At 42.2% G+C, this 13293-nt stretch carries 10 protein-coding genes; 3 read left to right on the forward strand and 7 right to left on the reverse strand.

Annotated elements, in window-relative coordinates:
* Positions 1 to 123: 123 nt before the first annotated feature.
* From AC1D0K_RS15635 to AC1D0K_RS15645, 3 genes are all read right to left on the reverse strand, one after another.
* Positions 124 to 1296, reverse strand: coding sequence for a PepSY-associated TM helix domain-containing protein (locus AC1D0K_RS15635; RefSeq protein ID WP_477443670.1), 1173 nt, complete (start codon positions 1294 to 1296; stop codon positions 124 to 126).
* A 2-nt stretch (positions 1297 to 1298) separates the two neighbouring features.
* Positions 1299 to 3716 carry a TonB-dependent siderophore receptor gene (locus tag AC1D0K_RS15640; protein WP_477397072.1) on the reverse strand — a complete coding sequence of 806 codons (2418 nt, stop codon included), beginning with the start codon at positions 3714 to 3716 and terminating at the stop codon, positions 1299 to 1301.
* Between the two features lie 268 nt (positions 3717 to 3984).
* Complete coding sequence (locus AC1D0K_RS15645) at positions 3985 to 4920, reverse strand: hydrogen peroxide-inducible genes activator (protein WP_295716494.1); 936 nt, start codon at positions 4918 to 4920, stop codon at positions 3985 to 3987.
* A gap of 87 nt (positions 4921 to 5007) precedes the next feature.
* On the opposite strand from AC1D0K_RS15645, the gene AC1D0K_RS15650 reads away from it, so the two are divergent.
* Positions 5008 to 6501, forward strand: coding sequence for a catalase (locus AC1D0K_RS15650; RefSeq protein WP_477397075.1), 1494 nt, complete (start codon positions 5008 to 5010; stop codon positions 6499 to 6501).
* A gap of 317 nt (positions 6502 to 6818) precedes the next feature.
* On the opposite strand, the gene glmS is transcribed toward AC1D0K_RS15650, so the two are convergent.
* From glmS to AC1D0K_RS15665, 3 genes are all read right to left on the reverse strand, one after another.
* Positions 6819 to 8654: a glutamine--fructose-6-phosphate transaminase (isomerizing) gene (gene glmS, locus AC1D0K_RS15655; RefSeq protein ID WP_477397077.1), complete on the reverse strand. Its 1836-nt coding sequence runs from the start codon at positions 8652 to 8654 to the stop codon at positions 6819 to 6821.
* 190 nt (positions 8655 to 8844) lie between these two features.
* Entirely contained in the window at positions 8845 to 10245 is a 1401-nt protein-coding gene (locus AC1D0K_RS15660; RefSeq protein ID WP_295716499.1) for a DUF4270 family protein, read from the reverse strand.
* Positions 10246 to 10260: 15 nt separating this feature from the next.
* Entirely contained in the window at positions 10261 to 11085 is an 825-nt protein-coding gene (locus AC1D0K_RS15665; RefSeq protein ID WP_295716500.1) for a glycogen/starch synthase, read from the reverse strand.
* 155 nt (positions 11086 to 11240) lie between these two features.
* Between AC1D0K_RS15665 and panC the strand changes: the two genes are divergently transcribed.
* Positions 11241 to 12071, forward strand: a complete 831-nt coding sequence (gene panC, locus AC1D0K_RS15670) for a pantoate--beta-alanine ligase (protein WP_477397082.1) — start codon at positions 11241 to 11243, stop codon at positions 12069 to 12071.
* A 128-nt stretch (positions 12072 to 12199) separates the two neighbouring features.
* Entirely contained in the window at positions 12200 to 12550 is a 351-nt protein-coding gene (gene panD, locus AC1D0K_RS15675) for an aspartate 1-decarboxylase (protein WP_477397084.1), read from the forward strand.
* A 126-nt stretch (positions 12551 to 12676) separates the two neighbouring features.
* On the opposite strand, the gene AC1D0K_RS15680 is transcribed toward panD, so the two are convergent.
* Positions 12677 to 13207, reverse strand: a complete 531-nt coding sequence (locus tag AC1D0K_RS15680; protein ID WP_295716504.1) for a hypothetical protein — start codon at positions 13205 to 13207, stop codon at positions 12677 to 12679.
* Positions 13208 to 13293: the final 86 nt, after the last annotated feature.

Here is a 13293-nt window from a genome sequence, read left to right on the forward strand (position 1 = left end):
GGGCGAATAATAGATCCTTCACTGCGTTCAGGATAACAAACATTTCAAAATGTTATTTTTCATTCAGTATCCCAGGATTTTTAAACTTGCACTGAGCCGGGGTATTTTATAGTTTATCAGCGGTTAGAATTTCTTTTCTATATGCTGTTTCTGCACCCTGCGATGCACTACCTCTTTTACTTTTTTTGATTTGCCTTTTTTTCGCTTCCCTAACCAGATAATAAAACCGGTTACCGGTAGCGAGGCGCAGATCAAACTGGCTAAAAAAGCGATGATCTTGCCGGGCAGTCCCAACACCTGGCCAACATGAAGATCGTAATTCATATCATTCATCTTCATGCCCGGGCTTTTTTGGGTATGTGGGGTTTGTTTGAGTAGTTTGCCTGTATATTTCTCAAACACATAGCCATCGCTTTTGTAGAAATAGAGGCTTTTGGCATAGGCTGTTATCCCAATGGTGCCTGCGGCGGCGGCATCGTCATAAACCAAAAACATCTTAGCCTGCGGAGAGCGGCTTTGTGCCTTTGAAAATACCTTATCAATAACAAACCGGTTATCCGTTTTGGTCTTTAATAACGAATCGGATTTTGGGTTTACTTTTTCAGATGGATAACTTTTGCCCAGGTTAGCAGTAGCATAAATGCCTTCCCGTACCGATTCAAAAACCATTGACAAACCTGTTAGTGCTAATATAAGGGCAATGCCGGTCGCGTAAAAGCCCAGTACATTGTGTAAATCGTAATTTACCCTGCGCCAGCGGCCATTCCATTTAATGTTAAAGCTGCGCTTACGGTCGCTTTTACGTTTGGGCCACCAGAGGATGATGCCGCTGATCATCAGCACTATAAATATAATAACAGAGATACCTACAACAAGGCTGCCAATATTGGGAGGTAGCAGCAAGTAAAGGTGGATGTACTCAACAACGATAAAAAAGTTACGGGCCGGGTTTTCGGTATGGGTAATCTGCCCTGTATAAGGGTTCATGTATACATATAACATCCCTTGCTCCTTAGGCAAATTTACCAATAATGCTGCGGGCCTGTCAAAGCCATAATAATACATATAGTTTGCCGTAGCGCCAGGGTGTGCTTTCAGTCCTTCGGCTTTTAGGGTTGATGGAGGCAGGTAGGGCTTATGGTTAAATTCAACCTTGCGGTAATTATATAATGCATCCTGTATCTCATCCTGGAAACAAAATATACAGCCCGTGATACTTACAATAAACACCACCAGCCCGGCAATAAAGCCCAGCCAGCGGTGTATAAATAATATGACTTTTTTAAACCGGGTCATTATTAAAATTTGTAGGCGATGCTTAAACGATAGTTACGCGGCGCTTCCGCCTGCCAGTAAAACGCTTTTAAATAGGAGTAATATGAACCTGAGTATAAATATTTATCAAGCACGTTGAACACGTTGGCGGTGATCTTCATTTGCTTTCCTTCCCAAAACATACCACCATCCAATTTAAAATAGTTTGGCAATCTTACGTCCGATTCGCTCCAGCTATCAGTTTGGCGACCGGCCAGGTAGGTAAAGCCAGCAGATACACCTGTACCTTTTAACGCGCCATTTTGCAATTTATAACCTAACCAAGCGTTGGCTGTGTGTTTTGCATACCCCGGCACAACATCGCCAACTTTAATGGTTGCAGGCGTATATTGATCAACCTTGCTCACTTTCGAATCGGTAAGCGCGTAATTGGCGGTAAGGTTTAAACCCGGCAATATTTCGCCACGTAAATCAAACTCAATACCCTGGGCTCTTTTTTGACCAAGTAAAAAGCTGACCGGGCTTTGAGGTGTACTGCTTGGATCAGCCTGTGCCTCGTTGTTTTTAATTATACGATAAACAGATAAGGTGGTGTTCCATTTGCTGTCGGCCCAATCTTTTTTGATGCCAAACTCCAGGTTGCTGCCGGTTATCGGTTTAACTGATCCACCATCTAAAAGCCTGGCTGCACCCTGTGGTATAAATGCCTGGTCATACAAACCATATACCGATGTGTGCTCATCTACCGAAGCACTTAAGCCAACACGTGGGGTAAAATGTTTACCAGTTACAGCCGCGCTGCCAAAATCGCCTTGTTTTACATAAGTATACCGGCCGGCTAAAGTAAGCCTTACCCTGTTATCAATAAAGCCAAGTTCATCCTGTACATATAAGCTGCTGTAAGTTTGGTTAATATTGCCGTAACCTGCTGCAGAGCGTGCTTCCAGGTTGGTGCTGCGATCAAACACGGGGTAGCCGTTACTCGGCACACCAAGATTAGGATTTTGCGGATCAAACTCAGCCCCAACTTTGTCTAAGGGGTGCGACTGAGCGTAATCGGCATCATAATTTTTTGTACCCATATCTATACCGGCAAGTATCCTATGGTGGATGCTGCCAGTGGTTACCTTTCCATTGATGAAGGCCTGTGCCAGGGTCATATCGCTTTTGGCATCCCAAATACCTATACTCCTGATATATTTACCGCTTGCGCCAACAGAATCGGCCCACATGGACGAGCCTTTTTGGCTGTAATTATAGTAAGCGGCCTGCGCGGTTAGTTTCCAGTTGATATTTAACTGATGTTGCAGGTTTATGGTAAAACTTTGATCGTTGATGTTTGTAGGAGGCAGGCCTGCCGGCAGCGCGGTAAAATTACGCGGCAAAGTAGCATAACCGTTCGGACTGAAAACGTAGAATGAGCCCACATCAGACATGTTAGCGTGCTGCAGGGTATATTCGGCAGTTAGTTTGGTGGCGCTGTCTATCTGGTATGAAACTACCGGTGCTATGCTGTAACGGTTATTAAACTCATTGGCTCGGAAAGAACCTTTCTTTTGCCCAGCCAGGTTTAACCGGTACAAAAATTTACCGTCCTTACTTAATTTACCGTCCAGATCGAGTATACTCCTGTACAAACCAAAGCTACCTGTGGTTAAGCTAAATTCACCTTTGGTTTCGCCTGTAGGCTTTTTAGTAACCACGTTATATAAACCACTCGGATCACCGTTACCCAGCATAAAACCCGCAGGGCCTTTAACAAATTCAATATGGTCAACAAAGCTCATGTCTTCGGTAAGCGGTCCCCAGTATGAACTCACTACGTTAAAACCGTTTCTGAACGCCTGAATCTGCGAACCGCGCATGGTGATGTTGGTATATAAATCGCCCCAATGCTCTAACCTTACGGCACCGCTAACATTGCGTATTAAACCGTCGCTCATGCTTATTACCTGCTGATCGGCCAGTACCTGTGAGGTAACCACCTGGATATTCTGCGGAACCTCCAGCAATGGCTCATTCAGCCTCAAACTTGGCGACGGATTGCTGATTTTATATTTCTGTTTTGTGCCGGATATGGCTACTTCCTTTAGCTGGTTGGCGGTGGCTTCTAAAGTAGCATTTACTATTATTGTTTGGCCGGCTATTACTTCAACCGCGGTTTCATATACTTTAACGCCCACATGTGTGAAAGCTAAGGTGTATTTTCCATGAGGGGCTCTTAGGGTGTAATCCCCGTTTTCATCGGTTATCCCGCCGTATTTAGTACCCTTCAGCAGCACCGAAATATTATCGGCCGGTTGGTTATTGTTGGTTATTACATGTCCTTTAATGGTTCCGCGGGTTTGCTGAGCCAGTGCCGGGATGGTATTGGATAGTAATATAATTGATAGAAAAAGAGAAAAGAATAGTTTGTGAACAGATAGTTGGGGTTGTTTCATTTTATTTAGACTAATTAAAAATAATGCCCAAAAGTACTCCAACATGACTATCCATCCAAATTTATTTAGAAAGATTATAAATAGGCCGTCAGAAAAGTATCAGGTAATTAGTATCAAGTAGCAAGACCTTGGGAATATAGGCTTGCAGATAAGCGGAGTTTGCGCCGGTAGGTCAGCTATAACTGGAAAATAGATTTTCAGATGAAGAAGTCATTAAACAATATCATTCTTCATCTGCATATTTGCACATCTGAAATCTGCACATCAATTAAATGTCCATCAATTCTTTCTTCTTTTTACTTTTCATTCGTTTGGGTACAAATTCAAGTATTTCGTTTTTTAAGGCTTCTATCATGCGGCGCTTTAAAAAATTGCGTTGTATCACAATGCTCACTTCACGGGCGGGCTCGGGCGATTTAAAATAGCGCACCTTGTCTAATTGTTTGTCAGAAAGTTCGGCCAGTGCAAGTTCGGGCAATATGGTTGCCCCATTGTTTTGGTCAACCATGCGTTTAAGGGTTTCCACACTGCCGGTATTATATTCAAAATGCTGAAATCCTTTAGTCGCTTTACGGCGTTGGCAGATGTTTAATACCTGCTCACGCATGCAATGCCCCTCGTTCAGGATCCAGATCTCTTCCATATCAATATCATCTGGTGTGATGCTTTTCTTTTTGGACAGCTTGCTGTGTTTGGATACGTAGGCTACAAAATTTTCATAAAACACGGGGATCTCTGTTAAATTATTTTCGTGCAGTGGGGTAGATAGGATACCGCAATCAATCATGCCCAGCTTTAACTGTTGAACTATCTCTTCGGTGGTTTGCTCCCATACTATCAATTTTACCTGCGGATACTTCTCAATAAAGCCATGGATTATCTTTGGTAATATATAAGGTGAAATGGTAGGGATGATGCCAACCCTTAATTCGCCGGATAATTCCTTTTGCCTGTCGGTGATGATCTCCTTAATCTTCTCACTTTCTGACAGCATAACGCGTGCCTGGGTAATTATTTCTATACCTATTTCGGTAGGTGTTACGGGCTGTTTGCTGCGGTCAAATAGCTTTACGCCCAGGGTATCCTCCAGCTTTTGCACCTGCATGCTCAGGGTTGGCTGGGTAACAAAACATTTCTCGGCGGCTAACACAAAACTCCGGTAAGTGTCAACGGCTACTATGTATTCGAGTTGGGTAATTGTCATATAGATAAATTCTATACAAACATAGCAATTATTGATTTTTTCTATTGATTTATTATTGTGAAGTTTGATATAATAAAACTAACCTATATGGAAACCAATAAAAGAAAGCTGACCACTGCCTCTGGCAAGCCTTATGCGGAAAATGAGAATACCCAAACCGCGGGACCAAGGGGGCCAATTTTGCTGCAGGATTTTATACTGCATGAAAAAATGGCGCATTTTAACCGTGAGCGTATCCCTGAGCGTGTTGTACATGCAAAAGGTTCCGGCGCTTATGGAAAGCTCACCATTACGCATGATATTTCGCAATACACTCGTGCTAAGATATTTAACATGATTGGTAAAGAAACAAAGGTATTCTTACGTTTTTCTACCGTTGGCGGCGAAAAGGGATCAGCAGATACCGAGCGCGACCCGCGTGGCTTTGCTATTAAATTTTATACCGAAGATGGTAACTGGGACCTGGTTGGCAACAATACCCCGGTGTTTTTTATAAAGGATGCTAAAAAGTTTGGTGATTTTATCCACACCCAAAAACGCGATCCATACACCAATAGCAAAAGCGCTACCATGATGTGGGATTTTTGGTCGCTTAATCCCGAAAGCCTTCACCAGGTAACTATCCTGATGAGTGATAGAGGCACACCTTACGGCTATCGCCATATGGATGGCTTTGGAAGCCATACATTTTCGTTCATCAACGCCAAAAACGAAAGATTTTGGGTGAAATTCCATTTCAAAACCCAGCAGGGTATTAAAAACTTTACAGATGCAGAAGCTGCAGATATGCGTGGTAAAGCACCTGATTTTGCCCAGCACGATCTGCTGACACATATTGATAACGGTGACTTTCCAAAATGGAGCCTGAAAATACAGGTAATGCCGGAAGCTGATGCTGCAACGTACCACCTTAATCCCTTTGATTTGACCAAAGTATGGCCACATGGAGATTATCCGCTGATTGATGTAGGTGTGTTGGAACTTAATGAAAATCCCGACAATTATTTTGCTCATGTGGAGCAGGCTGCTTTTGCCCCGGCGCACGTGGTAGATGGTATTGGCTACTCGCCCGATAAAATGTTACAGGGAAGGATATTATCATACCCGGATGCCCACCGTTACCGCTTAGGAGGTAATTATGAGCAAATTCCGGTAAATAAATGCCCCTACCTGGTAAGCAATTATGAAAGGGACGGACAAATGAGGGTTGACGGCAATGGTGGTTCGGGACCTAACTATTTCCCAAACAGCTTTGATGATATTGAAGCCGATCAAAGCTACAAAGAACCTGCCTGGGATTTTGGAAACTCGGTAGGCGATTGGTATGACAGGAACGCGGAAGGCGAGAACGATCATTACACGCAGCCAGGCGACTTGTATCGTTTAATGGATGCGCAGGCCAAACAGGATCTGATCAACAATATCGTGAACTCTATGAGTGGCATAGATGGCCCTAAGAAGGACATTATCACCAACCGCCAGCTTTGTCACTGGTTTAGGGCTGATATTAACTTAGGTATGGCTATTGCCAAAGGCCTCGAGCTTGATTTGGCAGAAACCATGAAACAAATGCCGGCTTAGGTTAGTTTGCAGTTTTTGGTTTGCAGTTTGCAGGCTCCAATATAATAGAAAAAGCGATGGTTTAAACCATCGCTTTTTCTATTATTAGTCTTTTGTACCCGCTGTTTGTGTCCTCACAAACAGCTTGCAGAAAGCCGCTCTCATAGTTGTTTGTGAACACACAAACAACGGAAGGGGTATTTTTCTCTTTAACCAAAAATGAGATTTGAAATCTGTACCCGCTGTGAGGACACCGGAAAAGGATATTAAACAAAAATGAGATTTGAAACGCTTTTGAAGCTTTCTCAAATCTCATATCTAACATCTCATATCTATAACTACTCTACCGTAACAGATTTGGCCAAATTCCTTGGCTGATCAACGTTACAGCCGCGCATTACAGCAATGTGGTAAGCCAATAGCTGTAATGGTATGGTAGCAAGCAGCGGCACAAAAGCTTCGTTGGTTGCGGGGATTTCAATCACATAATCGGCCATCGCTTTAACTTCTGTATCACCCTCGGTAACTATTGCTATTACGTGGCCTTTGCGGGCTTTAACCTCCTGTATATTGCTGATCACTTTCTCGTACGATGAACTTTGGGTAGCAATTACCACAACTGGCATGTCATCGTCAATTAAGGCGATAGGGCCGTGTTTCATTTCGGCAGCCGGATAGCCTTCCGCATGTATGTAAGAGATTTCCTTTAGCTTCAAAGCACCTTCCAGTGCAACCGGGAACGAGCTACCCCTGCCCAGGAATAGGCAATTGGTGGAGTCTTTAAACTTAGCGGCAATCTTCATTACATGGTCATTGCATTTTAAAGCCTGCTCAACCAGCTGCGGTATTTCATCAAGCTCGGTTAAATATTCAACCAGTTTGCTTTGGGTTATTGTGCCGCGTTGTTGCGCTATGTAAAAAGCGATAAGGGTTAAAACACTCACCTGTGCGGTAAATGCTTTGGTTGATGCTACACCTATCTCGGGCCCGGCATGGGTATAAACTCCCGCATGTGTAGTGCGGGGTATAGATGCCCCAACTACGTTGCAAATACCAAAAATGGTGGCTCCCTTTTCTTTGGCCAATTCAATGGCTGCCATGGTATCGGCGGTTTCGCCGGATTGGGAAATGGCTATAACCAGGTCTTTCTCTGTAATAATAGGATTTCGGTACCTAAACTCCGATGCATATTCAACCTCTACAGGTACACGGGCATATTCCTCAATGAGGTACTCGCCTACTAAGCCGGCATGCCATGAGGTTCCACAGGCAATAATAATGATCCTGTCTACATTCTTTAGCTTCTCGGTGTATTCTTTTATCCCACCCAGTTGTACTTTGCCCTGCTGCGGGTAAATACGGCCGCGTAAACAATCGCGGATAGAACGTGGCTGCTCATAGATCTCTTTCAGCATAAAATGATCGTAGCCGCCTTTTTCCAGCATTTCCAGCTTAAGATCGAGTTCCTGAATATATGGGGTTTGTACCGAATTATCGATATTTTTTATCAGCAGGCTATCGCGGTTAATAAAGGCAATTTCGTTATCATTTAAATAGATCACGTTTTTGGTGTACTCCACAATAGGCGTAGCATCAGATGCAACAAAGTATTCGCCCTTACCAACACCAATTACCATAGGGCTGCCTTTCCGGGCTGCTATAAGCAAATCGGGCTCATTGGCACTCATGATCACAATAGCGTAAGCACCTATAACCTTGTTCAGGGCCACCCTTACTACTTCGCGCAGATCAAGGCCGGTTTCGTCCTGAATATCCTCTATCAGGTGTATTAAAACTTCTGTGTCGGTATCGCTTTTAAAAACATGGCCTTTGGCGGTAAGTGTTTCCTTGATGATGCCATAATTCTCGATGATGCCATTGTGAATGATGGTAAGCTTACGGTTACCTGAAGAGTGCGGGTGAGAGTTACGATCGCTTGGAGCACCGTGTGTGGCCCAACGGGTATGGCCCATGCCTACTGTCCCTTTAAGGTCAATATCTTTAACAAATTTTTCAAGGTCATCAACCTTTCCGGCCTTTTTGTAAACTTTAAGTTCCTTATCAAATAAAGCTACGCCGGCGCTATCATAGCCCCGGTACTCTAAACGATGAAGGCCTTTTATAATGATGGGATAAGCATCCCTGTAACCTATATAACCAACAATTCCGCACATAGTAAATTTTATAAAATGTAAATGGAGCAAAAATAATCAGCTATATAACATACTTCACAGCTAATTATTTTAATTATTTGAGAATAGTGCAAGGTTTTTACTTACTTAAAAATTATTTTTAAGAAGTGCTGTTGGCTTAAACAAAAAAATCCCCTAAGCGGGGATTCTTTTTATTTAACTTGAAGTTTTTTTACTTGGGGATCTTGGTATAAATGATATTCAACTTAATGCGGTAAGGTGAATTTTTATCGTTACCGATCAGTATAGCGCGGGCAGCGGTTTGTACACTTGTAGCAATACCCGATGCACCTGTTGTTGAATTTACCTCGGTGGTATCAATAGGAGCTATGTAAGTTCCGTAATCCACCGTCTTTTTACGGATCAGGTCCTGAATGTAGCCGGTGATAACAAAACGGTAGGCTTTAACAGGCTCTTTGGTTGTTCGGGTATAAAAGCCGCCAAATAAACCAGCCTGGTAACGGGCATCAGTTGACGAAGCATCCTGTATCAGGATACGCTGATGTGCAATATCCAATTGATACATTGTCAATTTAGAAAAAGGCGCATATGGTATTCCTGAACCTTGTACCGGTGTTATAACCAGTTCGGCACGGTTTAGTACAATTGAATCCGGATTAAGCTTGCTCAGTCCAGGGAAAGAAATCTTACTGCGTAAACCACCTAAGCCTTGTAAGTAAAAAGTGGCTTGTGTAGTTGTGGCGGCCCTGGCTGCAGTTATGGTTGAATTATATTTGTGGATGATCTCTGCCGCATGTATCGGGAAGGTTAATGACACGGTTGTTGTATCGGTTGTCGTGTCGTTTTTGGCCTTGTAAAAAATATCTAAATGAGATGCAGTAGAAGCAAGATTTAACTGTAAAGTACCGCCTGCATTTGATGGCTGAGCCCTTTCTACAGTAAGGTATAAACCCTTAACGGCATTTTGAAAAGCCGCGTCAGATGATAATTGAGTACCACTTGCATTAAACAGGTTATCATAAATGAATTTTTTGCTGAATGCTACGCGTAATTGAGGGGCTACCCTTTGCACAGTATCAATTGTGTCTTTACGTATCCTGGCAATTGTTAAACTATCATGCGTGTTAGCTGTAAATGTTTTGGTTGCTAAAACGGTTGCCTCATTATCCCAGTGCTGGTTACTATAGTAGGTTTGATTAAGCGGCTTCACTTTTAGCTGATACACATTGATCTTGTAACGTGTAGCTACTGAGTCGCCATAAAAACCATTTGCATACCCCAATACCAATACAGCCGAATCAATGGTAAGCGTACCCGGAGGCACCGTATAAGGAGCGGTAGGCAAAAGCATACCTAAGGCAACATTTGCTTTAACTGTGCCAAAAGCAGGATCAACAAAATCACCCAGTGGTGTTTTGGTAAGGCCTGATGTAATTACCGTGGAAGAGTCTTCGGCAACGGTATTGATAACCACATTGGTATCAACAATTAAGTTACCGCTTATCTGGTTTGATGTATCAATACCTAAACCAATGCCATCCTGGCGCTTACAGCTATTCAAAATAAAAAGACTTATTAACAGGGTCAATAAGTCTAATCGGAAAAATTTCATATATAATATTAAGTATTATGCAACATGCACCAATTCGTCGTTGGTAATTTCGTCGTAAAAATTGTAATAATTTTCGAAATCTGCGGTAGAATCAAATTCTAAAACCGATTTATTGCTGTTTTTAACATTATTTAACACATCTGCATCGATATTTTCGCTGCCCAAAACAATGCCATCAGAGTATTGAATGGCGCCTGCATATAGCGCAGAATTTGTACCTTCCTTATAGGTATCCACATGCTCTTCGGTCATGTTGCTCATGATTGCTTTTTGGGCGAAATCATTAGCCAACTTGTCCTTAAAGTCATTTTCATAGATGGAATAGATGATCTTTGAATTTTTAAATGTCGGATCGTCTTTGTAGGTAGTTTTTAAATAAGCAGGTACCAAAGCGCTTAACCATCCATGGCAATGGATGATATCAGGAGCCCAGCCTAATTTTTTAACTGTCTCCAATGCACCTTTGCAAAAGAAGATCATCCTTTCATCGTTATCGGCGTAAAATTTGCCGTCTTTATCACCAAACACATGTTTACGCTGAAAATATTCTTCATTATCTAAAAAATATACCTGCATACGTGCTGCCGGGATAGATGCTACCTTGATGATCAGCGGGTTATCATTATCGTTGATAATAATATTCATACCCGATAAACGGATAACTTCATGAAGTCTGTTCCTGCGCTCATTGATATTGCCAAAACGAGGCATAAGGATACGGATCTCGTAACCCTTCTCCTGCATTGCCTGCGGAAGTTGTCTTGTTATTTCAGCAATTTTTGTGAGTTCAAGGAAAGGAGACATTTCATGAGTTATAAACAATAGCTTAGATTTACCCATCACTTAATCAGTATTAAAAATATGTAAAGAAGTCAAAAAATTTGAGTTTGCAAATGTAATCATTATTATATAAACTGTCAACGAATTATGCAAGTAACTTTTGGAATTTTTTACAAAAAAGTACACCTTTGCCAAATTTTGTAATTTAAATTGCATTGAAAATATTTACCACCAGGCAAGAGGTAGCGCAGTATTTTACCTATAAAACGGGCAAAACTATTGGCTTTGTTCCTACTATGGGCGCGCTTCACAACGGCCATATATCATTAATTAAACAGGCGCAGCAAGTGTGCACCGAGGTTGTTTGCAGCATTTTTGTAAACCCTACACAGTTTAATGACCCTAAAGATTTAGAAAAATATCCCCGCCCGATAGCTGCAGATATTGCTATGCTGGAGCAGGCAGGCTGCGATATTTTGTTCAATCCAACTGTAAGCGAAATTTATGATGACGATGAGAAATGGCATTTGGACATAGGCGATATGGAGCATTTGCTGGAAGGCAAATTCAGGCCGGGGCATTACCAGGGTGTGATGCATGTGGTAAATAAACTGTTTAATATTGTTAAACCAGATATGGCTTTTTTTGGCCAAAAGGATTACCAGCAGGTTATGGTAATCACTAAAATGGTTGAACTGCTGAACATGCCTGTTAAACTGGTGATGTGCCCCATACAGCGCGAAACCGATGGGCTGGCCATGAGCTCAAGGAATGTTCATTTAACAGCTTATGACAGGGAGCACGCGCTCATCTTATCTAAAACCCTGGGCTGGGTTAAGGCGCATTTTAATGTGGATAGCATACCAGAGCTACAACAACAGGCAGAGCAGATGCTGAATAACGAACCTGGCATTATCCCTGAATATTTTGAAATAGTTGATGGGGATACCCTGAAACCGATTACCGCCGCTACAAAAAAAGTAGTTGCCCTGGTGGCTGCCCGCGCCGGTAAAACGAGATTGATAGATAATATGTTGATATATTAATGAATAGATGGTCCTATTTAGGGCATGTTAATTGGGTTATTTATAGCTAAAATGCAGGTGATAATCATTTTACAATCCATGGACTATCGACCATTAACAATGGACCGAATTATTTATAACTTTGCACCATGATTATTGAGATATTAAAGTCCAAAATTCACAGGGTGAAGGTAACACAGGCGGAACTGAATTATGTGGGCAGTATTACAATTGACGAAGATCTGATTGAGGCAGCCAATATTATACCTAATGAGAAAGTTCAGATCGTAAATAATAACAACGGCGCCCGTTTTGAAACGTATGTTATAAAAGGCGAGCGTGGCAACGGCACGGTTTGCCTAAACGGTGCTACCGCACGGCTGGCCCAGGTTGGCGATGTGGTTATCATCATGTCATACGCATATATGGAGAGGGAAGAAGCCCGTGTGTATGAGCCAATATTGGTATTTCCGGATGGCGATAATAAGCTGATTAAATAACAGCATTCTTTTTCCCCAATAAATTCCTGCGGCGGCCCTTAAAAATGTCGCTTTAGCTTGCTCTGCAATTGCTCATGCGCCAGATGAGTTAATTGTATAACATCTGTTTAAGCAGTAATTAACAAATTATCGCTGCCTCGGTTCGGCGCCGATGCCAAGTGATACTTTTAAACTGATATCAACGTCGGAGGCTTTGCGCAGCAAATAAACCATTCTTACGCGTACGCTCGGCTGGCGTACAAGCTCATCCAAAAAGTGGGAGTTATCAATATCAAGAACAATGCTATTGCCTACGTTTGGGGTAATATCCTTACGTACAGCCACTAAAACCTCGTCGCTGCCATCGGTTTTTGACATATAAATTCTTAATGCCTCAATGTTGCCAATATTATAATCTGACGGATCTTTGGATTGTAATTTAGCCGAGATAATACGAACCTCGCTGATTCTGTTGGCGTTGTTACCGTCTTTTGTAAAATCCTGATCGAAACTGTTTGCAATGCTTATGGCCGTATGAGGCTCACCTACCTTTGACGATGCAGGGATTGCCAGATCGGCAGTATAAGGAAAAGTAGATTTCATTATTGACTGCAGCATACCGCAACTTCCTAAAAACAAAATAGCAGCAAGCAAAAAAAATGTTGGTTTCTTCATCATGATTATCGCCGTAAGGTAATTGTAGAATACTACAATTACAAGTTTAATTGGTTTATTAGGTAATTTACACACTATAAATATATTAA

The sequence above is a fragment of the Mucilaginibacter sp. P1_A3 genome, assembly GCF_056406855.1.

Bases quoted from the DNA above. Each gene is read 5' to 3' on its own strand.
- AC1D0K_RS15635 (WP_477443670.1), bottom strand. From the start codon at position 1,296: ATGACCCGGTTTAAAAAAGTCATATTATTTATACACCGCTGGCTGGGC.
- AC1D0K_RS15640 (WP_477397072.1), bottom strand. From the start codon at position 3,716: ATGAAACAACCCCAACTATCTGTTCACAAACTATTCTTTTCTCTTTTT.
- AC1D0K_RS15645 (WP_295716494.1), bottom strand. From the start codon at position 4,920: ATGACAATTACCCAACTCGAATACATAGTAGCCGTTGACACTTACCGG.
- AC1D0K_RS15650 (WP_477397075.1), top strand. From the start codon at position 5,008: ATGGAAACCAATAAAAGAAAGCTGACCACTGCCTCTGGCAAGCCTTAT.
- glmS (WP_477397077.1), bottom strand. From the start codon at position 8,654: ATGTGCGGAATTGTTGGTTATATAGGTTACAGGGATGCTTATCCCATC.
- AC1D0K_RS15660 (WP_295716499.1), bottom strand. From the start codon at position 10,245: ATGAAATTTTTCCGATTAGACTTATTGACCCTGTTAATAAGTCTTTTT.
- AC1D0K_RS15665 (WP_295716500.1), bottom strand. From the start codon at position 11,085: ATGGGTAAATCTAAGCTATTGTTTATAACTCATGAAATGTCTCCTTTC.
- panD (WP_477397084.1), top strand. From the start codon at position 12,200: ATGATTATTGAGATATTAAAGTCCAAAATTCACAGGGTGAAGGTAACA.
- AC1D0K_RS15680 (WP_295716504.1), bottom strand. From the start codon at position 13,207: ATGATGAAGAAACCAACATTTTTTTTGCTTGCTGCTATTTTGTTTTTA.